19 protein-coding genes are annotated in these 20,369 nt (G+C 62.9%); 11 read left to right on the top strand and 8 right to left on the bottom strand.

Annotation, left to right across the window (positions count from 1 at the left end; translation table 11 throughout):
• The first annotated feature begins 9 nt into the window (after positions 1–9).
• Positions 10–1,008, top strand: coding sequence for an NAD(P)H-quinone oxidoreductase (locus ACS4RR_RS19525; protein ID WP_456189164.1), 999 nt, complete (start codon positions 10–12; stop codon positions 1,006–1,008).
• Here the strand turns inward: ACS4RR_RS19525 and ACS4RR_RS19520 are convergent.
• Positions 989–2,416: an MFS transporter gene (locus ACS4RR_RS19520; protein WP_456189163.1), complete on the bottom strand. Its 1,428-nt coding sequence runs from the start codon at positions 2,414–2,416 to the stop codon at positions 989–991. The two genes, ACS4RR_RS19525 and ACS4RR_RS19520, sit on opposite strands and share 20 nt — an antisense overlap.
• Positions 2,417–2,517: 101 nt before the next feature.
• On the opposite strand from ACS4RR_RS19520, the gene ACS4RR_RS19515 reads away from it, so the two are divergent.
• The gene (locus ACS4RR_RS19515) at positions 2,518–3,141 is read left to right on the top strand and encodes a helix-turn-helix transcriptional regulator (protein WP_260298357.1); all 624 of its coding nucleotides are present in this window, start codon (positions 2,518–2,520) and stop codon (positions 3,139–3,141) included.
• A gap of 320 nt (positions 3,142–3,461) precedes the next feature.
• Here ACS4RR_RS19515 and ACS4RR_RS19510 read toward each other — a convergent pair whose 3' ends face one another.
• A complete protein-coding gene (locus tag ACS4RR_RS19510; protein WP_222386143.1) occupies positions 3,462–4,673 on the bottom strand; it encodes an MFS transporter in 1,212 nt (403 codons plus the stop codon).
• A 398-nt stretch (positions 4,674–5,071) separates the two neighbouring features.
• Here ACS4RR_RS19510 and ACS4RR_RS19505 point away from each other — a divergent pair, with 398 nt between their 5' ends.
• Positions 5,072–6,079, top strand: a complete 1,008-nt coding sequence (locus tag ACS4RR_RS19505) for an asparaginase (protein WP_222386144.1) — start codon at positions 5,072–5,074, stop codon at positions 6,077–6,079.
• Between the two features lie 129 nt (positions 6,080–6,208).
• On the top strand, positions 6,209–6,949 hold the full coding sequence (locus ACS4RR_RS19500; RefSeq protein WP_456189162.1) for a hypothetical protein: 741 nt from the start codon (positions 6,209–6,211) through the stop codon (positions 6,947–6,949).
• Here the strand turns inward: ACS4RR_RS19500 and ACS4RR_RS19495 are convergent.
• Positions 6,924–7,679 (bottom strand): DeoR/GlpR family DNA-binding transcription regulator, encoded by a 756-nt coding sequence (locus ACS4RR_RS19495; protein ID WP_456189161.1) that lies wholly within the window; start codon positions 7,677–7,679, stop codon positions 6,924–6,926. The two genes, ACS4RR_RS19500 and ACS4RR_RS19495, sit on opposite strands and share 26 nt — an antisense overlap.
• A 140-nt stretch (positions 7,680–7,819) precedes the next feature.
• On the opposite strand from ACS4RR_RS19495, the gene ACS4RR_RS19490 reads away from it, so the two are divergent.
• On the top strand, positions 7,820–8,176 hold the full coding sequence (locus ACS4RR_RS19490; protein WP_003546432.1) for a hypothetical protein: 357 nt from the start codon (positions 7,820–7,822) through the stop codon (positions 8,174–8,176).
• Between the two features lie 374 nt (positions 8,177–8,550).
• On the top strand, positions 8,551–9,171 hold the full coding sequence (locus ACS4RR_RS19485) for a glutathione S-transferase family protein (protein ID WP_222386147.1): 621 nt from the start codon (positions 8,551–8,553) through the stop codon (positions 9,169–9,171).
• Here the strand turns inward: ACS4RR_RS19485 and ACS4RR_RS19480 are convergent.
• Both ACS4RR_RS19480 and ACS4RR_RS19475 read right to left on the bottom strand, forming a co-directional pair.
• Positions 9,156–9,521, bottom strand: a complete 366-nt coding sequence (locus tag ACS4RR_RS19480) for an MmcQ/YjbR family DNA-binding protein (protein ID WP_222386148.1) — start codon at positions 9,519–9,521, stop codon at positions 9,156–9,158. The two genes, ACS4RR_RS19485 and ACS4RR_RS19480, sit on opposite strands and share 16 nt — an antisense overlap.
• Before the next feature lie 38 nt (positions 9,522–9,559).
• Positions 9,560–9,760 (bottom strand): hypothetical protein, encoded by a 201-nt coding sequence (locus tag ACS4RR_RS19475; protein WP_017963445.1) that lies wholly within the window; start codon positions 9,758–9,760, stop codon positions 9,560–9,562.
• Between the two features lie 174 nt (positions 9,761–9,934).
• Between ACS4RR_RS19475 and ACS4RR_RS19470 the strand changes: the two genes are divergently transcribed.
• A complete protein-coding gene (locus tag ACS4RR_RS19470; protein ID WP_456189160.1) occupies positions 9,935–10,831 on the top strand; it encodes a LysR substrate-binding domain-containing protein in 897 nt (298 codons plus the stop codon).
• 3 nt (positions 10,832–10,834) lie between these two features.
• On the opposite strand, the gene ACS4RR_RS19465 is transcribed toward ACS4RR_RS19470, so the two are convergent.
• Together ACS4RR_RS19465 and ACS4RR_RS19460 are read right to left on the bottom strand one after the other, a co-directional pair.
• Entirely contained in the window at positions 10,835–11,500 is a 666-nt protein-coding gene (locus ACS4RR_RS19465; protein ID WP_222386150.1) for a glutathione S-transferase family protein, read from the bottom strand.
• Positions 11,501–11,598: 98 nt separating this feature from the next.
• Positions 11,599–12,966, bottom strand: a complete 1,368-nt coding sequence (locus ACS4RR_RS19460; RefSeq protein ID WP_222386151.1) for a TIGR03808 family TAT-translocated repetitive protein — start codon at positions 12,964–12,966, stop codon at positions 11,599–11,601.
• Between the two features lie 252 nt (positions 12,967–13,218).
• Between ACS4RR_RS19460 and ACS4RR_RS19455 the strand changes: the two genes are divergently transcribed.
• On the top strand, positions 13,219–15,516 hold the full coding sequence (locus ACS4RR_RS19455; protein ID WP_456189159.1) for a sensor domain-containing protein: 2,298 nt from the start codon (positions 13,219–13,221) through the stop codon (positions 15,514–15,516).
• A 3-nt stretch (positions 15,517–15,519) separates the two neighbouring features.
• Here the strand turns inward: ACS4RR_RS19455 and ACS4RR_RS19450 are convergent, their stop codons facing one another.
• Positions 15,520–16,491 (bottom strand): glycerophosphodiester phosphodiesterase family protein, encoded by a 972-nt coding sequence (locus ACS4RR_RS19450; protein ID WP_260110439.1) that lies wholly within the window; start codon positions 16,489–16,491, stop codon positions 15,520–15,522.
• A 111-nt stretch (positions 16,492–16,602) separates the two neighbouring features.
• Here ACS4RR_RS19450 and ACS4RR_RS19445 point away from each other — a divergent pair, with 111 nt between their 5' ends.
• The 3 genes from ACS4RR_RS19445 to ACS4RR_RS19435 all read left to right on the top strand — a co-directional run bounded on the left by ACS4RR_RS19445 (position 16,603) and on the right by ACS4RR_RS19435 (position 20,215).
• Positions 16,603–17,433 (top strand): alpha/beta fold hydrolase, encoded by an 831-nt coding sequence (locus ACS4RR_RS19445; RefSeq protein ID WP_456189158.1) that lies wholly within the window; start codon positions 16,603–16,605, stop codon positions 17,431–17,433.
• 215 nt (positions 17,434–17,648) lie between these two features.
• A complete protein-coding gene (locus ACS4RR_RS19440; protein WP_456189157.1) occupies positions 17,649–19,007 on the top strand; it encodes a class I SAM-dependent methyltransferase in 1,359 nt (452 codons plus the stop codon).
• 197 nt (positions 19,008–19,204) lie between these two features.
• A complete protein-coding gene (locus ACS4RR_RS19435) occupies positions 19,205–20,215 on the top strand; it encodes a ligase-associated DNA damage response exonuclease (RefSeq protein ID WP_222386155.1) in 1,011 nt (336 codons plus the stop codon).
• Positions 20,216–20,369 lie beyond the last annotated feature (154 nt).

Here is a 20,369-nt window from a genome sequence, read left to right as displayed (position 1 = left end):
GAGCCGGTCATGCCTTTGCCTCAGGATATGCGTTTCGTCGATCTGCCGTCCTTCGGCGGACCGGAGGTGATGGTAATCGGCAAGAGGCCGCTGCCTGTGCCTCGTGACGGAGAGGTCCTGGTGCGCGCCGAGGCGATCGGCGTCAACCGCCCCGATATTGCCCAGCGCCAGGGCAGCTATCCCGCGCCTAAGGATGCGAGCCCGATCCTCGGCCTGGAATTGTCGGGCGAAATCGTTGCCGTCGGCCCCGGCGTCCGCGGCCATGCCGTCGGCGACAAGGTCTGCGGGCTCGCCAATGGCGGCGCCTATGCCGAATATTGCCTGTTGCCGGCAGGCCAGATCCTGCCCTTTCCCAAGGGTTATGATGCGGTGAAGGCGGCAGCTTTGCCTGAGACCTTCTTTACCGTCTGGGCCAACCTCTTCCAGATGGCCGGGCTGACGGAAGGCGAGACGGTGCTGATCCATGGCGGTTCCAGCGGCATCGGCACGACGGCGATCCAGCTCGCCCGCGCCTTCGGTGCCGAGGTCTACGCGACGGCGGGCTCGAAGGAGAAATGCGAGGCTTGCGAAAAGCTTGGCGCCAAACGCGCGATCAACTACCGGACCGAAGATTTCGCCGAGGTGATCAAGGCCGAGACCGGCCACGGCGTCGATATCATCCTCGACATGATCGGCGCGGCCTATTTCGAGCGCAACATCGCCTCACTGGCGAGGGACGGCTGCCTGTCGATCATCGCCTTCCTTGGCGGCGCGATGGCCGAAAAGGTCGATCTCTCGCCGATCATGGTCAAGCGCCTGACGGTCACCGGCTCCACCATGCGGCCGCGCACGGCGGAAGAAAAACGCGCCATTCGCGACGATCTGCTCTCCGAGGTCTGGCCGCTGCTCGCCGCCGGCACCGTCGCCCCCGTCATTCACAAGGTCTTTGCCTTCGACGAGGTCGTCGAAGCCCACCGGCTGCTGGAAGACGGCAGCCATGTCGGCAAGATCATGCTGCGCGTTGGGTGAGCGTTAGCGAGATGCCGACGGCAAGAACACCGGGCAGCGCCATCAATAGATAAAGCCAGTGCGCCGCCGACAGCGCGCCTGATATGCCGCCGGGCTCGACGAGGCCGGCGCCATTGGCGATGACGCCCGCAAAGGCCGCACCGAAGGCGCCGCCGAGCGAACTCATCGTCGGGATCGCGGCAGAAGCCTTGTCCTTCTCGTTGTCGGCGACGAGTTTCAGCACCATGGCGACGAGATGCGCCCAGCCGAGCCCGATGCCGAAGCCCATCATGAGCATGCCGATCGCCGCCGGCACGATGAGGAGCATATGCCCCTCGGGATTGTCCTTGGCCAGGAAGACGGCGAGGCAAGCGGTCGCCGCCGCTTCGATGAGGGCGCCAATGACGATTGCCCAATAGGCCCGTCTGCCGGTCAGCGAGCCGCTGAGGAAGGCAGCGAATGTCCAGCCGAGGGCAACGAGCGCCACCAAATAGCCCGACAGGAGTGGCGCCACCCTATGCAGGGTCTGCAGGAAATAGGGAATGAAGACGTCGCTGACGAGCACGACGGTCATGGCGAGCATCGTCAGATAGACACGTGCAATCGGCCGGGAAAGGCTGACGGCGCCGGACGGCAAGAGCCGGTTCGGGCTTCGGCCCTCGATGAAGAGCATGCCGGCGACCGCGACGACCGAGGCCGCGATCAAAGCGATTTTCGCGCCCGTCGTCTCGATCGCGCCGGCCGCGCTCACCATCAGCACGGCGGCAAGCAGCAGTCCGATCTGGGCAATCGGGGTCTTCTTCTGCTCGCGGTCGTCCTCGACCTCGGGCAGAAGCCGCGGCGCCAGGAACGCCATCAGAAGGCCGAGCGGCACGAGCACGATGAAAGCATAGCGCCAGGCGTGACCCGAAGAGAAGAATCCACCGAGCGTCGGCCCGATGACGGTCGAGACCCCCCAGATCGCCGCATAGAGCGTCGAGGCCTTCGGCCATAGCGGCTCGGGATAAACGAAGCGGATGAAGGCATAGCCGAGTGCTGCAAGCGCGCCTGTTCCCAGACCCTGCACCGCGCGTCCGATCAGCACCACCGGCATCGACGGTGCGGCTGCGGCAATCAGGCTGCCGACGCCGAAGACCAGTGCTGCGATCACATAGACGGAGCGAAGTCCGATCCCGCGCGGCCGCATGGCGACGAAGATCGAGCCGAGCACCGCGGCGGCGACGAACAGGCTGGTGACCCAGGAAAACAGCGCGAGGCCGCCGATATCGCGCACGATCGAAGGCGCGATCGTCGCCATGATGTAACTCTCCACCGCATAAAGCGTCACGCCGCCGGCCAGCATCAAGGTTGCCGGCAGGTGCTCGGGCAGGAAGAGGCGGAAAACGGAGCTGGGGTTCGGGATGGCTGCTGTCTGGTCGAGATTCGACATGGGAGGACCCCGAGATTTTTGCTGGCGAAGGATTATTTTCCAAGTTATAAATTGGAAAATTACATGCCGCCTCGAATTAAACAAGACTTGACTTGGAAAATATGCGTCAGTCCCCAGCCAACCGGATCCTGATCCTGATAAAGACCGACGGCCCGCAGCTTGCCGCCGCGATCGGCGATGCGCTCGGCATATCAGGCGAAGCTGCCCGCCAGCAGTTGTCGAAGATGGCGGAGGAGGGCCTGGTGGAGCCGGTCACCGTTGCCGCCGCGGGCCGGGGCCGGCCGCGTCAGCTCTGGCACCTCACAGCCAGCGGCAACCACCAGTTCCCGGATGGCCATGCCGAGCTGACGGCAAATCTCCTCGGCACGCTCGTCGAACAGCTCGGCCCCGCAGCCCTCGATACCGTGATCTCCGCCCGCGAGGCCGAGACGCTGCAGCGCTATCGGCAGGAGCTCGGCAAGGCGCATGACCTCGCCTCGCGCGTCGAGGCCCTTGCCGCGATCCGCACCCGCGAGGGCTATATGGCCGATCAGTGGCAGGAGGCCGACGGCTCCTTCATGCTGGTCGAAAACCACTGCCCGATCTGCGCCGCCGCCACCGCCTGCGCCGGCTTCTGCCGCTCCGAACTCGAAACCTTCCGCGCCGTCCTCGGCGCCGATCTCGAGCGCAGCGAACACATCCTCCTCGGCGCCCGCCGCTGCGCCTATCGCATTAAGCCGCATTGAGGCGTCGTGATGCAATGTCGCCCATCCAGTAGCTTCCCACCCTCAGTCATTCTCGGCCTCGAGTTACTGCCGGCTGGTGCCAATGGCTGCCCGTCACCCTAACCCTCTCCCCGTTCTGACGGGGAGAGGCGACGTGCCATGCGAGAGCGAGGTGGGAACGGAGAGGGCGCGACAATGTCCCTTCGCCCCGTTTACGGGGAGAAGGTGCCGGCAGGCGGATGAGGGGCCGGTTTCGGCAATCTCCTGGGCCGAGTTGTGTCTCAAGCGCCGCGGAACACCTCCCCGCCGCGTGACCGTATCGCTCGCAAGCGGCTTGCAGTTCACGCCAGCTGCCGCGCCTGCCGGCGGCTGCTTTCGAGATAGAGCAGCACTCCAATCGATGCGAGACCCGCGGCCGCGCCGACGAAAGCGGTGCCGGAATAATCGGTGATTGCGGTGCCGAAGGCGAAGAGGCCGGCGCTGATGCCAACCCCAATGAACGTGTTCAGCGAGATCAGCGAGGTTCCAAGCCCCGGCCGGTCCGCGATCAGGTCCTGCAGATAGGTGATCGGCACGCTGAGGATCGCTGCCGCCCCGCAGGCATTGAAGAGGAGGAGTGCATAGATGTGCCAGGGCGCGGAAGCAAAACCGAGCAGCAGCAGATAGACGCAATAGATCAACGCGCCAAAGGCGAGCACATGCACCGTTCGGAAGCGGCGCTGCGCAAAGCCCCACGCCATCATGAACGGCATTTCGAGCAAGGCGGTCAAGCCGGCCATGAAGCCGACATCGACCACGGTGCCGCCGGCCGCATGGGTGATGATCAGCGGCAGGAGCATGCTGTTCAGCCGCTGCAGCCCGAACAGCATCGCCATGACGATGACGCGCGACAGCACATGCGGCACGAAAATCCGCTTTAGCGAAGCAAGGAAGCCGGCTGGATCGGGGGCAGGGCCGCCTGAGCCATTTCCGGGTGCGAAGAAAAAATACAGGCAGAAGCAGGTGCAGCTTGCCAATGCCGCGATCCCATAGGCCGGCGTCATCGACGGCGAACTGACGAGATAGAGGCCGATCAACCCCGGCGCCAGCGCCCATGAGCCGGAAAAGAGTGCCCGCACCGTTGCGGTGATCGCCGCCCCCTGGCCGCGGTCCATCTGGTTGGTCCTGGCGCGCAAGCTGGCGAACAGCAGCGAATAGGTAGAATTGCTCATCGGCACCAGCAACAGCGTCGAGAAGATGAAGATCACGGGGCTATGAAAGATCGCGATCGACCCGAAGCCGAGCATGCCGGCGACGGAAAGCCCGAGCACCAGCGGCCGGCGCTCTTTCAGCCTGTCCGACCAGATGCCGAGCGTCAGGCTCGTCGTAACGTTGACGATTGCCGAGAAGAACACCAGCGCCGAATAGGCGCCATTGCTCAAGCCGAGTTCATTGATCCCGATGATCGACTGGTAGGGCGCGGTCGACGCATAGGTGAAGGCGAGCGCGACGAGTGTCACGGTCGGAATACGGATCCTGTTATCGCGAAGGATCAAGGAAAAGGTGGATGGCATGGGGATCGATTCCTGATGCACCACTCTTAGCTGCATCTGACCTATCAGAGAAACGATAGTTTCCGATCGCTTCGGTCAATTTATGTGATGAATATTTGGACGATGTGATTGCCGAACGAGCTCGCAGCGAGGCTCACCCCACCCTCCGTCATCCTCGGGCTTGACCCGAGGATCTACGCTGGCATCCATCAGCACCGGGCATGGATCCTCGGCACAAGGCCGAGGATGACGGAGAGTGGGGTGACGTCCAGCCACATATCGACCCGGTGCTCCATCTGGCGGGCACTCGCGCATGCGCCTAAGCCTAAGCCTAAGCCTTGCAAAACGTCAACCCCGTTGGCTTTCCCCGCGTGACGCGTTATGGCTGCCTCTTCCCGCCAGCATCCGGATAAAAGCTCATGACCAATCCCGTCACCGTCGAAGTCACCCGCGGCCTGCTCGTCGAAAGTCGTCATCGCGGCGCGGTGGCTGTGGTCGATGGCGACGGCAAGCTCGTCTTCTCGCTGGGTGACATCGAGGCCGCCATTTTCCCGCGTTCGTCCTGCAAGGCGATGCAGGCGCTGTCGCTGGTCGAGAGTGGTGCGGCCGATGCCTATGGCTTCGGTGACAAGGAATTGGCGCTGGCCTGCGCCTCGCATAATGGCGAGGACGAGCATGTGGCGCTGGCCCACTCCATGCTGACGCGCGCGGGTCGCGATGCCCAAGCGCTGGAATGCGGCGCCCACTGGTCGATGAGCCAGAAGATCCTGATCCAGCAGGCCCGGACGCTCGAGGCGCCGACCGCGCTGCACAACAATTGCTCGGGAAAACATGCCGGTTTCATCTGCGCCTGCTGCCATCAGGACCTCGATCCGAAGGGTTACGTTGGCTATCAGCACCCGCTGCAGGTCGAGATCCGCGCGGCGATGGAAAGCCTGACAGGCGCCGTGCTTGGCGCCGATAGCTGCGGCACCGACGGCTGTTCTATCCCGACCTATGCCGTGCCGCTGCGCAGCCTTGCCCACGGTTTTGCCAAAATGACGACTGGCATTGGTCTGGAACCCTTGCGCGCCAAGGCATGCCGCCGGCTGATCGAGGCCTGTATGGCCGAGCCCTTCTATGTCGCGGGGTCCGGCCGCGCCTGCACGGCGCTGATGCAGATCGCCCCCGGCCGTATCTTCTGCAAGACAGGTGCCGAAGGCGTCTTCTGCGCCGCGATCCCGGAAAAGGGCATTGCCATCGCTCTCAAATGCGAGGATGGCATGACCCGCGCCGCCGAAGCCATGGTGGCGGCGACACTCGCCCGTTTCTTCGAGATGGACGATGAGGTGCATGCGGGCCTGATGGCCTATGCCTCAACGCCGATGCGCAATTGGAACGGCATCCATGTCGGCGATGTCAGGGTCACCTCCGCCTTGGTCGGGTGAGTGCGAACTGGCATATATAAGTTATTAGAAAAATAAGAATTACCTAATATAAAAGGGTACGTCCTGCGATCGCGGATGCACCCTTTCGCGGCGACGTGAGCACAGTCCTGGAAGCCATGGGGGCAGGGCATGTTTGCAGGCCGCTATCTCTGGTGGATGCTGATAGGCATCGGCATCTTCATGTTCGCCACGTTGAGCCTCGATTATATCACCTGGCTCACGATCCAACTGTCCGGCTGCGGCGATATGGCCGGCACCTGCGAGCCGGTTCTCCGGCTGATATCGGGCGTGCTCAAACCCGCCTGCATCTGGGCTGCGATCGGCATACTCTTCATGGCGACCCTGCTCCGTCTTCACACGCTCTCGCTCATCTGGTTCTGGGGGCCGATCGTCGCCATCTGGTTCATTGCCTCGACGCCGATCCTCTTCTTCCTGGCGGCGGACGCAAGGGTTCTGACGCAACTCGACACGCTGGCGGCGCTGCCCATCGCCTCGTTGTTTCTGGCAGCTTTCGTCGCCTATCTCGTGATTGTCATCGAGGACGGAGACACGCACCCGCTTGCAGCGTCGGTGCCGTTGCGCCTCACACTCCGCCTGACGGCGGTCTACGGCGCGCTTGCCGGCGTGGCCTTCATGCCGGAACTGTCGCGGATCGCCGGGACGCTGCTCGACATGCCGGCACTTTCCGTCGTCATCGCGCTGGCGCAGCCGTATCTGCAGACGGTGCTGACTTTTGGAACCGGCAGCATGGCGCCGACCTATGCCGTATTGGCAACCTTTATCGCGGCCCTTGCCGCTAGCCTTCTGCCGCATGCTGCTGTGCCGCAGCCCTCCCGCAGCACCATCATGCTGCGGCGATCACGCCGTTGAGATCGCGATAGGGTTTCAGCTGTTCGGCCGTCATCTCCGCCGGCACGATCAGCCCCGCCACCTCGGAAATGCCAAGCACGGGGCAGGGCGAGACGAGGTCGAACTTCTCCTCGGTCAGCAGCACGTGCGTTTCGGCCGCGCAGCGCGCGATGTGCCGCTTGATCGCCGCTTCCTCGAAATCGCCAGTGGAAAGCCCGTGCACTGGATGGGCGGCCGTCACCCCGAGGAAGAACAGGTCGGGGCGCAGCTGCGAGATCGCCGCCATAGCCGCTGCCCCCGTTGCCACCATCGAATGTTTGTAAAGCCGTCCGCCGGTGAGGATCACCTCGGCCGTCGGGTGGTGTTCGAGCTCGGCGGCGATCGTCGGGCTGTGGGTCGCAACCGTCAGCGGCATATCGCGCGGCAGTTGCTTGGCGATCTCCGCCGTCGTCGTGCCGCCGTCGAGGAAGATCATCTGACCGGGCTTGACCATCGCCGCCGCCGCTGCCCCGAGCCGCGCCTTGATCTCAGACGAGACACTGCGCCGTGCGGTAAAGTCAGGCAAATCAGGCACCAGCGGCATCGCCCCGCCATGCACCCGTTTCAACAGCCCCTCCGCCGCCATTTCCCTGAGGTCCCGGCGGATCGTGTCCTCCGAAAGGGCGAAATCCTCGGCCACGCGCTTGGCGATCACCTGGCCGTCACGGCGCAGGATGTCGAGGATGAGGGTCTTGCGTTGGGTTGTCAGCATCGGTTCTCTGCACGAAATCAAACATAATAGCCCGATATTGCACGAAATGACTCGACATTCAAGAAATATCGTGCATTTTCACGAAATCCCGTGCATGAGGCCGGGAGTGCTCACGCAGAAGCGGAGCGAAGGAGTGGATCATGTTGATTTTGATTGCCGGGCCCTATCGGTCCGGAACGGGCGACGACCCGGAAAAGATGGCCGCCAACCTGAAGCGGCTGGAAGCGCCTTCGCACGCGCTATTTGAGGCCGGCCATGTGCCGATGATCGGCGAATGGGTGGCGCTGCCGATCTGGCACGCCGCCGGCGGCCGGTCGGTCGGCGACGCGCTCTACGAAGAGATCTTCCACCCGGTCGCCGGCCGGCTGCTGCAGCTCTGCGAGGGTGTGCTGCGCTTACCCGGCGATTCCAAGGGGGCCGACAACGACGTCCGCATCGCCAGGGAACGCGGTATCCCGGTCTGGCACCGGCTGGAAGACGTTCCGGGCTGCGGTTGAGCGGATTGCTGCGCCCGCGCTTTGCCCTTCGCTTACGCTCAGCGCATTCGCGGCTTTGCCGCTCACCCCCTCAACCGACCCTTCGGGCCACCTTCTCCCCGCTGGGGAGAAGAGGGAGCAAGCCGATCGCCCTCGTTTCCGCAACAGACGCTTTCAGAGGAAGTGAGGTGCTGCCACGAATCTCTTCTCCCCAGCGGGGAGAAGGTGCCGGCAGGCGGATGAGGGGGCCACACGCCACACCATTCATTGCCCTTCGCTCGCGCCCAACGCACCCCACTTGTCCTAGTGTGCCATGGACGATCAAAACCCAATCTCCCCAGTTCCGGCGCACCGACCCCTACGCTATAACCCTTGCCGAAAGGGAGTCGAGAACCATGCTGACATTGTACTACGCGCCGGGAACCTGCGCACTCGCAAGCCTTATTGCCCTGGAAGAATCCGGCCTGGCCTTCGAAGTCAAGAAGATCAGCCTCCGCGATGGCGAGCAGCGTTCGCCGGACTATTTGAAGATCAACCCGAAGGGCCGGGTGCCGGCATTGGTCACCGATTATGGCGTGCTGACGGAAACGCCGGCGATCCTGGCCTATATCGCCCAGAGCGCGCCGGCCGCGAAGCTGGCGCCGCTTGACGATCCTTTCGAATTTGCCAGGCTCCAGTCCTTCAACAGTTATATCTGCTCGACCGTGCATGTGAACCATGCCCATCGTCCGCGCGGCTCGCGCTGGGCGGACGAGCCGCTGGCAATCGAGGCGATGAAGTCCAAGGTGCCTGGGAATATGGCCGATTGTTTCACGCTGATCGAGCAGACCATGTTTGAAGGCCCATGGGTGATGGGCGAAGCCTATTCGCTCGCCGATCCCTATCTCTTCGTGATGACCGACTGGCTGCCGTCGGATGGCGTCGATCCCGCCCGGTTCGAAAAGGCAAGCGACCATCACGCCCGCATGCTGCAGCGTCCCGCCGTGCAGCGGGCGCTGGCCTACGATCGGGTCTGATCCTTAAATCCGGCGGCAAGCTTCTTCGGCGCCCGGAACAGCCAGGCGCCGACCAGCCGCAGCCGCAATTCCTCGTCGCCGATCACGGCGGCGCGTACCGGCAGATGCGGCCAGCCGACATAATGATCGGTTTGAAAATAGACGTCGGGCGCCATCTCCAGCAGGTGATCCTTGTCGTCGAGCGAAATCGAGATCACGATCGTCTCGGCATTCTTCACCGCGACAAAGCTCTTGCCGCCGACTTTCAGTGCCGGACTGCCATAGGAGGTGCTCTCCTCGACATCGGGCAACCCGGCTTCCGCCGCCAGCCGCTTCAGACGTTCGAAGATCGCATCGACATCACAGGCCATGGTTCCGCCCTTTCTGCCAGGGCGAACCTACCATATCTTCAGGCGCATTTCGCCAGCGGCGGTTTGGCCTCTTTGGGAAAGCCGGCTGGCATCCCGAGCGGCAGATCGGCGATCTCGCGCAGCGACATGCGTTCGACCTCAGGATGCCGGAGCGGATCGTCCTTCCAGGCGGGAGCATCGCCAATTTCCGCGGTGCCCACAGGAAGAACTGGTCTCAAGAAAAACTTCAGCAACGACATGGCATGCCTCGCTTTCTCAATGGCGCGGAACAGATAGTGCAGTGGCTAACGCCCTCTGAACCATCGCATCTCCCGCAGACTGCATGTTCGAATGGATTGGCTATGCTTGCAATGTCGGCCTCAACAGGCAGATTTTCAATTGAGATTAATGCGGCGGCGCTATAGAAAAACTATATGAAGAACCTGAATATGGTCCATCTCAACGGCCTGCGCGCGCTGGAAGCCGTCGGCCGTCTCGGCTCGCTCCAGGCCGCCGCCGACGAACTCGGCGTCTCGGTCGGCGCCGTCAGTCAGCAGGTTATCAAGGCCGAAGCCCAGCTCGGCCAGGTGATCTTCGAGCGCACCGCCAGGGGCATGATCGCCACCGAAGCCGGCCGGCCGGTGCTGCTCGCGCTCGACGAGGGGTTCGCCCGTCTTTCGGCGGCGGTGTCGATCGCGAGCCGCAGGGACGATTCGATCCTGACGATCTCGGTGGCCCCGGTTTTCGCCGCCCGCTGGCTCGTCTATCGGCTCGATCGCTTCGCCGGGCGCCATCCAGACATCAAGCTGCGGCTGGATGCAACCACCAATCTCGTCAATCCGGCGCTTTGCGACGTCGATATCGGGATCCGCGTCGGCAGCGGCAAATGGCCTGACGTGAAGGCCGAACTGCTGCTGGCACAGGAGGTCTTTCCCGTCTGTTCCCCGGAGATGGCGGCGACATTGAAAGAGCCCGCCGATATCCTTCAACTGCCTGCCATCATCGATGGCCATGCCATGTTCACCTGGGAGGTCTGGATGCGTGAGGTCGGACTATCAGGTGCTACGCTTTCGACCCGTCACGTCTTCAACGATGCCTCGCTCTGCCTCGATGCGGCGATCGCCGGCCAGGGCGTCATGCTCGCCTGGCAGACCCTTGCCGCCTTTGCTCTTGCTGAAGGCCGGCTCGCCGCCCCTTTCGGCATTCGCGCGCCGACCGGCTTCGGTCATTACTTCGTCACTGCTGAAGGCACGCGCGAACCGAAGAAGGTCAAGGATTTCAAGGCCTGGATCCGCGAGGAAATGGCCGGCACGCTCACGCTCTTCCAGTAGCCCTCAAACCTCGATCGGCTCCTTGCCGCGGGTCGCCTGCATCTCCTTGTAGGCCGGGCGGGACTGGCAGCGCTCGATCCAGGCTTTGATATTCGGATGCGTTTGGAAAAGCGCCTCCTCGGTCTGGGCGTAGCGCAACACCTCGGCGAGGTTGAGATCGGCGACGGTGAAGCGGTCGCCGACGATCCATTGCCGGCCGGCAAGATGGCCTTCGAGAACCGCCAGCGGCCTGCGCAGCGAGCGGCAGGAAACCGCGATCGTCTGCTTGCCCTCTTCGCTGTTTTCGAGCCCGTTATCATAGGTCAGCACGATCTTCACCGTAAGCGGCTCGACCTGCGAAGCCGCCCAGACCGTCCACATAGTCAGCAATCCGTCTTCCTCGACGGTTTGGCCGGAAAGCGGTCCGCCATATCGACGCGCGAGATAAAGATTGATCGCCAGCGACTCGTGCATGACGAGATCGCCATCCCGAATGCTGGGGATCTGCGCCATCGGGTTGACGGCGATGAATTCCGACGACTGCGTGTTGAGCGGCGCCCCGGGCGCTAGCGGATCCGCCAGCCGCCGTGCTTGCAGCACCGGCACCGAGCGGAATTCGACCCCAAGCTCCTCCGCCATCCAATAGACGCGGGAGGCGCGCGAGCGATAAACTCCGTAGATTGTCAGCATGCCCATATCCCCTCGATGTGTCCGGGAGAGCGTAAATGGCGGATCGGCGTGGGAAAAGTCCTTGTGGCTGATGGGATGATGAAAGCTTTTGATGGCCTTCAGGAAATGCGGTTTCTCTCGACGGTCAACTGCGCATAGGGCGAACCGCCGCCCGCCATCTCGCCGGAGACCTTCTTCTCCCACTGAAAGCCTAAAACCGCGCCTTCGGCGGTCTCCTGGAAAACATTATCGGTGATGACGGCGGTCCCGGCGCCATCGGCGACCGAGACGGCGCATCCCACAGGCGCCTTGCGCACCACGTTGCCCGTCACAACGACGTTGCGCAGATACGGACCCCAGCCGATCTGCAGGCCCCAGCGCGGCGCGCCTTCGATCACATTTCCCGAAATCAGCGTATCGGCCTCCGCCGCAATGCCGATGCCGAAACCGACTTCGTGCTTGTAAGGTCCCTTCAGCGTCAGGTTGCGCACGACATTGCCGGTGACGCTCGCCAGCCGGCCACCCTCGTCGAAATTGGCGATCGAAATGCCGTTTGCCGCCCCGTCGATCATGTTGGCGGAAACGACGGCGCCTTCGAAGGCGAATTCGACATAGATCGCCGTCTCGCCGGAACGCCGGCACTGGTTGCTGCTGATCTGAATGTCCGAGGCCGAATTGGCGCGGATCGCCGTGAAGGCGCAGTCGGAGATGTGGTTGTTCGCCACCATCACCCCGTCGGAGCGGAAGATGTTGATGCCGTTACCGTTTTGCCCGGTGCCGCCATCATTGGCGCGGATGTTGGTTATCCGGTTGCCGGAGACAACGGTGCCGTCCTCCGCCTTCTTCCAGCGATGTACGAGGATGCCGCCATTGCCGCAATCCGAGACCGTGTTGCCGGTGACCGAGAGGGTGGTGGAGTCCACCGCGTAAAGCCCGGATTGGCCGGCCCCCGAAATGCGGCTGCGCTCGATCCGCCCGCCGCAGCGCTCCAGTTGCAGGCCGTGCTTGCGGCTGCCGCCGATCTCGCAATTGTCGATCAGCACCTCGTCGACGCCGGTAAATTGCAACAGCCCGCCGGCATAGTCGCCAAGCCAGCGGTTGCCGCCGTCGATGACGAGATTGGAAAGCTCGATCCGCCGCACGTTCTCGGCCGCAAACAGATGGCCTTCGCCGGTATAGACGATCCGGGAGGCGCCGGGCACGCCAGTGATACGCGTATTATCCGGCAAAGTGAGATTGGAGACCCGGTAGGTACCGGGCGGCAGGAAGACCGGTACGTTCTCGCGCGCCGCCTGCTCGATCATCTGCTGCAGGTTGCGGGTCTTGCGGTCGCCGCTTTCGGGAATGGCGCGATATTCCACCCCGTCGATTGCCCCGCGCAGATCGGGCTGAGCGGTCGCCGTCAGCGGCGAGGCAAGCGCGCGCGATGCCGCTCCCGCAACGGCCGAGGCGGCAAGAAAGAGAAGCATGTCGCGGCGTGAGGGCATCCCGGGATCTCTTGTTCCAACGCGTCCGTAGCAGGAAACGTGCCAGGCGGGCATGTGTTTTTTCGGCGCAAGCTGGGCAAAGGCCGATGAAATAGCCGTTTATGACCGAGGCTGACAGCAGGATCTCGCCGCTTTTATTGTCCTCTTGTTCACTCTTTCATTTAAGCAAGCCGAAGGAAATGAGGACTACTTTTAAGGGAAATTCTATGGCGAGTGCGGGAAACGGCCTTCGGCCGCAGGGGGAATAGCATCATGCACGAATTGGCTGCCAGGCGATGGGAATCAACCGATGCCCTGACGGCCGAAACGCGACGCATCGTCGCCGCGACGGAGGCAATGATGGCATCGACCGCCCACCAGCTTTCCGAGGGCATCGAGAACCTGCGCCTCAAGGCGATCCTCCACGAACTTCCGGATTTCCTCTACGTCAAGGATCGTGACAGCCGCTTCGTCTTCGCCAACGCCGTCACCGCCAGCAGCCTTGGCTTGGAGAGCGCTGCACTGATCACCGGCAAGCGCGATTTCGACCTGTTCGATTTCGAGACGGCGTGCCGCCATTTCGACATCGAGCAGCAGATCATGGCGACGGGCCAAGCCCGCATCGACATGGAGGAATCCTACGTCCTTCCCGGCAGCAGAAGGCCGATTTGCCGACTGACCTCGAAGATACCACTGCGCAACGATCGCGGCGAGATCCTTGGTCTGATCGGTGTTTCCCGTGATATCACTGAACGCAAGCGCCAGGAGGATCTGCATCGCGGCCAGGCGAGCCTGCTCGAAATGATCGCCCGCAACGAGCCGTTGCCGATGATCCTCGAGGCGCTCGTACTGATGATCGAGGCGCAGCTGGATGGGATTGACGGATCGGTGCTGCTGCTCGACGGCGAGGGCACGAGGCTCTATCACGGTGCCTCTCCCAATCTGCCCGGCGGCTACAGCCGCCTCATCGATGGTGTCACGATCGGGCCCAAGGTCGGCTCCTGCGGCACCGCCGCGTGGCGCGGTCAGACCGTGATCGTCGACGACGTGATGAGCGATCCGCTCTGGGAGGATTTTCGCGCGTTGATCGCGCCGTTCGGCTTCCGCTCCTGCTGGTCGACGCCGATCGCCACATCGCAGAACAATGTGCTCGGCACGTTTGCGCTCTATTCCAGGGAAGTCCGCCGTCCCACCGAGCAAGAAATGACGCTGGTGGCGCTCGCCACCCATATCGCCGGCATCGCCATCGAACGCAAGCGTGTCGATGACCGCATTCATTTCATGGCCCATCATGACGATCTGACGGGCCTGCCGAACCGCGCTTTCCTGAAGGAACGGCTGGCGAGCATTCTCGACCAGGCCCGGCGCAACAACCGCAAGGTGACCGTCGCCTATATCGATCTCGACAATTTCAAGGACATCAACGACGGCCGCGGCCACGCCGCCGGCGACGAGGTTCTCAAAGAGATCGCCGCCCGCATGGCCAACAGCGTCAGGGCGTCCGATATGGTGGTGCGTCTCGGCGGCGACGAATTCCTCGTCGTGCTGGTCCACCAGTCGAGCCACGATGCCGGCATCACGCGCCGCCTTCGCGATCTGCAAAAGGCGATCAACCGGCCGATCCGCGGCGCGGACGGCGAGATCACCGTCACCTCCAGCATTGGCGTTGCCGCCTTCCCCTTCGATGGAGCGACCTCGGAAGAGCTTCTCGCCAATGCCGACCGCGCCATGTACCGCGCCAAGGAGCTCGGTCGCAATACATTGCAACATCACGATGGCGGCGGCACGCCTGTGGGAATGCCACTCGGCGAGCAGGGGGAGCTGCACCAGGCGATCACTGGCCAGCAGTTGTTCCTGCAATACCAGCCGCAGGTCGATGTCTCCACCGGCCGCATCACCGGGCTGGAGGCGCTGGTGCGCTGGAACCATCCGGCAAAGGGCAGGGTGCCGCCGGTTAATTTCATACCGCTTGCCGAAGAGACCGGCCTTATCGTTTCCCTCGGTCTGTGGGTGCTGAACGAGGCCTGCCGCCAGGCACGCCTCTGGCAGGACATGGGCCTGACGCCGCTGACGATCGCCGTCAACGTCTCTGCCAAGCAGTTCGCCGATCCGGATTTCGCAACCCATGTCACTGAAGCGCTGGAGCGCCACCGCCTGCAGTCCCGCTGGCTGGAGCTTGAAGTCACCGAAAGCGTGGTGATGCAGGATGCCGAACGCGCGCTCGCCATGATGGAAACGCTGCGGGGGCTGGGCGTCCGCCTGTCGATCGACGATTTCGGCTCCGGCTATTCCAGTCTGGCGGCGCTGAAGACCTTCCCCTTCGATCGCCTGAAAATGGACCGCTCGCTGGTCGAGGCGCTGCCGGGTGACAAAACCGCCGTCGCCATCGCCTCGGCAGTCATCTCGCTGGCGCGGACGCTGAAGCTCTCGGTTCTCGCCGAAGGCGTCGAGACCGACGCTCAGATGGATTTCCTGCGCCAGGCGCACTGCGAAGAGGCGCAAGGCTACCGCTTCTCTAAACCGGTCTCCCCGGAGGAGATCCCGGCATTGCTGCGGGCGCGGAGCCTCTGAGCTCTATTTTACAAGCTTGCCGATCGCCTCGATCTCGTTCGTCCATATGCCCGCCGCATAGTTTGGCGGCAGCCGCGCCAGTTGCGCGGGGTCGTCGATGCCGGTGGAAAAATCGCTGCCGCGATAGGGGCCGAGCACGAAAACCTCGGTCCCGGCATCTGCCATCCGGTTGAGAAAACGATCCGGCCAGCCCCAGAGCCATGGCGCGATATTGATCGGTACCAGCATCATCGCATGTTTGCACTCGTTCGGCAGCAGGCCGGTCCAGCCATAGCCGATATAGCCGGTGAGGCAGCCCTTCAGGCTCTTGCGCGAGGCGGTCTTGATATCGGGCACGAGCCGGCGGAGCACGTCGATCGGCTCGTCACCGCCATAGACGATGATCTCGGCCCGCCGCTCAGTGGAAAGCCCGTTGAGCACGGTGGCGAGCTTTTTGCCCTCGGAGGGATCGCGGCTCTTGACGTTGATGAGGAAGCGCCGATCCGGAAAGGTCGAGAGTACCTCGGCTAGGGTTGGCATCATGCCGACGCCCCGGCCGCGAAAGGGAAAAGTCTTGCCGTCATCGGCGTTATAACCATAGCCGATGTCGAGCCTCTTCATGTCGGCCATCGAATGCTCGCGGGTGACGCCATGGCCGTCGGTGCGGCAATCGAGCGTCCAGTCGTGAAAAACTGCGAACTGCCCGTCCGTCGTCGGATGCACGTCGATCTCGATGATATCGGCGCCGGCCGCAAAGCCTGCCTGCATCGACGGAAGCGTGTTTTCGAGATAGCCGTGTTTCGGCGCCAGCATGCGGCTCGCCGTGCAGGTGTCGTTCTTGAGATCGGTCTCGTCGAACCGCTGTGCGATGCCGCGATGCGCAAGCAGCACCGGTTTTCCCGGCCGATGTTGCGCCAGCAGGCTGGTATTGTTGAGGTAGATGCCCGCCGCGGCGACGGCGATTGCCGCCGCACAATAGAAGAGCTTCCTGCCCAAAGTTGATCCCCCTCTGGTTGTATCGACGAGCAAGTGCTAGAAAGCGATTCCGGTTGTTCTTGGGCTGTTTTCCGGTTTTTCTATGCTGCGACGCCAATGAGACTGATCGCTATGGAATTTGACGACGGCGAGCTCATCCATTTCGAAGCGCACGGCGCCGCTCCGTTGCCGCCGGCAGCGGTCGACGGTCATGTCGCGCATGACGGTGCCCGTATCTGGTACGCAAGTTACGGCGCCGGCCCTCCTGTCATCCTGCTGCATGGTGGCCTCGGCAACAGCGGCAACTGGGGCTATCAGGTCCCGGCACTCTTGCGCAGCGGCCGCCGCGTCGTGCTGATCGACAGCCGCGGCCATGGAAGAAGCAGCCGCGATGACCGTCCCTATACTTATGAGCTGATGGCTTCAGACGTGCTCGCCGTCATGGATGAGCTGCATCTCGACAAGGCGGCGATCGTCGGCTGGAGCGACGGCGCCTGCATCGCTCTGATTCTCGCCATGACGGCGCCGTCCCGTGTCGAGGGTGTCTTTTTCTTCGCCTGCAACATGGATCCGAGCGGCACGCGGGAATTCGTCCCGACCCCGGTCATCGACCGTTGCTTCAGCCGTCATGCCAGGGATTATGCCGCATTGTCCGCCACTCCGGACGATTTCAATGCCTTCGTCGAGGCGGTCAGCCTGATGATGCGGACGGAGCCGAACTATCAGGCCGCCGACTTGGGCCTGATCCGCGTGCCGGTCGCGATCGTGCTTGGCGAGCACGACGAATTCATCAAGCCCGACCATGCCGAATATCTTGCCCGCAGCATTCCGAACGCCGAGATAATCTATCTCAAAGGCGTCGGCCATTTCGCGCCGCTGCAGCGGCCGGCTGATTTCAACGCCGCGGTGGTCGCCTTCCTGGATGACATCGGCACACGAAAAAATGAAGACTTGCGGCGTTGAGCCGCGGCAGCGCAATTTCATAAGAATTCAGTAACTTTTTCGGAACGGCAAACGTAGGGTCCTGTAGGAAGGATTCGTTTTGTCGTTCGCTCACGAAGACCTTCGAGCCGCCGCCCGCTCAGGTGATTTCCTGTGCATGGGTAGGTTGCGCGGCCGATGGCGTGTGCTCGATCCGCGGCTCCTCCACTTGTCTTGAGAAGGCCCACGGAGCAGGAATGATCAGTATCGATATTGACGAGCGAGTTTCCATCGCGCGAAAATCGCTGAGCGACGCTATGAGTTTTCAGGCCTCGGGCGATCTCGAAAGCGCCGAGAAAGCCTATGTCCGAGTCCTCCACAAGGACTATCGCACGATAGACATCCTACCGCTGCTGGCGAATGTCGTCGCAAAGAGAGGTGATGCAGAAACCGCTCTTTACTACTGGAACAAGCTGCTCGGCCTCAATCCCGGCCATCTCGTCGCCCTGATGGAAAAAGGTGCGCTGCTGCGTCAGCTCGGCCGGTCGGCGGAAGCGGTCGGCTGCTATGAGATGGCACGTGGCCTGTCACCGGAAAATCCTCTCGTGCGCAACAACCTCGCCGTCGCACTGGCCGATTCCGGCCGGCAGCCGGAGGCGCTGGCGGAATTCCGTCATGTTCTGCGGTTGCAGCGGGACAATATCAATGCCCGGCATCAGATAAGACGGATCTCCTCGTTGATCGTGCCCTTCTGGCACATCGCCATGATGAACGACACTCGACGCAACGATGCCTTTGAAGCGGCAATCCGCCTTGCCATAGAGCTGCGCGGGGTCGATGCGCAGATCCTCGATATCGGCGCGGGAAGCGGCCTGTTGTCGATGATGGCGGCGCGCGCCGGCGCCACCAATATCGCGACCTGTGAGAGTGTGCCGGCCATAGCGCAGACGGCGGAGAGGATCATCGCCGCCAATGGTTATCGCGAACAGATCGACATCTTCGAAAAGCCCTCGACCGAACTTTCCGTCGGCAGAGAGATGAAAGCCCGCGCCGACATCCTGATTTCCGAGATTCTTTCGAGCGATCTCCTTGCCGAAGGCGTGCTGAAAACCTTCGAGGACGCCCACGCCCGGCTGGTCCGCGAGGACGCGATCGTCATTCCACGCGCCGCCTCCGCCATCGGCTGCCTGGTTGCCAGCGAAACGCTCTCCAACTATGCCCATGTCGGCGACGTCTCCGGCTTCGACATGTCGCAGTTCAATGCGCTTGCCCCTTTGCGCCTGCCCGTTCACGGCACGATGACCGAGTGGACCAGGCTTTCGGACGATTTCGAGATCGCTGCAGTGGATCTCACCGCCCGCAAACATTCTGCAGCGCTGCGTAAGATAACGGTGCCTGTGCAGGCAAACGGCACCGCCGTCGGGGTCGTCCAGTGGATGAAGGTCGATCTGATCGAGGGTGTGGTTTTCGATAACCACCCCGACGGCTATCATGATGGAGGATGGCTCCAGGTTCTTCACACTTTCCCGCAGCCGGTCGACGTCCATGCAGGTAGCTCGGTGGACATGCTGGTTGGCCACGACGGAACGAGCCTGCTGATGACGCCGATCGCCTGAGCAACGGCCTTCTGTCGCAGCCACGGAGGGTCAGCATGGCCGTCTTCAGGAAAGGCGGCCATGCTCGGTACTGTCCGAGTGTTTTCGACCAACGTCACGACGGAGACGAGCTTGCGCAGTGGTCGCTTCCGGTGCATTCGCCAGTCCCTTCTTCCCGCCCTCTGGCCTCGCGCCCATTTCCCGCTATCTCTCCTTCCATGAGACCTGATGCGCTGCTCTATCCCGCCCCGGAGGGGCTCTATTGCCCGGAAGGCGGCTTTTATGTCGATCCGGTGCGGCCAGTCGAGCAGGCGCTCGTCACCCATGGCCATTCGGACCATGCCCGCCCGGGCCATGTGAACGTGCTTGCCACCCGCCAGACGCTCGACATCATGCGCCTGCGTTACGGCGACGGTTTCTGCGCCAGCGAGCAGGTCGCCGCCTTCGGCGAAGAACTGCTGGCCAACGGCGTCAAGGTGAGCTTTCATCCGGCCGGCCATGTGCTCGGCTCCGCCCAGATCGCCATCGAGAAGAACGGCACCCGCATCGTCGTCTCCGGCGATTACAAACGCCGCCCCGACCCGACCTGCGCGGCCTATGTGCCGGTTGCCTGCGATGTCTTCATCACCGAGGCGACTTTCGGCCTGCCGGTCTTCCATCATCCCGATCCGATGGAGGAGACGGCCAAGCTGCTGGCATCGCTCAGGCAATTTCCCGAGCGCACCCATCTCGTCGGCGCCTATGCGCTCGGCAAGGCCCAGCGCGTCATCCGGCTGCTGCGCGATGCCGGTTATGCCGAACCGATCTATATCCATGGCGCCATGGAAAAACTCTGCGACTATTACATCGAGCAGGGCATCGATCTCGGCGAACTGCTGCCGGCGACGATCGAAAGCCGCGACAAGTCCGCCTTCAAGGGCGCGGTCGTCATCGGCCCGTCATCGGCCTTCGCCGATCGCTGGGCCCGGCGCTTCAACGAGCCGCTGCCGGCCTTCGCCTCCGGCTGGATGATGGTGCGCCAGCGCGCCAAACAACTCGGCGTCGAACTGCCGCTCGTCATATCCGATCATTGCGACTGGCCGGAACTGACGGAAACCATCCGGGAATTGCACCCGGCCGAGGTCTGGGTGACGCATGGCCGCGAGGAGGCCCTGGTGCGCTGGTGCCAATTGCAGGGCATCAAGGCGAAACCGCTGCATCTGGTGGGTTATGAGGACGAGGGCGATTGAGGATGGAGTTTCTTGCTGAAAACCCCTCCCCAACCCCTCCCCACAAGGGGGAGGGGCTTAACACCGGGCCCTCGCTGCATTCATCTTCCAGCGCGGAGCATGCGGTCGGCTTGTTGGTTTGCGAGGCGGTGCCACAGCTTAGTCCCTCCCCCTT

This window comes from Rhizobium zaerense, from assembly GCF_051810725.1.
GTDB lineage: Bacteria > Pseudomonadota > Alphaproteobacteria > Rhizobiales > Rhizobiaceae > Rhizobium > Rhizobium leguminosarum_I.
The sequence above is the reverse complement of the archived record's forward strand: the minus strand, read 5'-3'. Positions and strand labels throughout refer to the sequence as shown.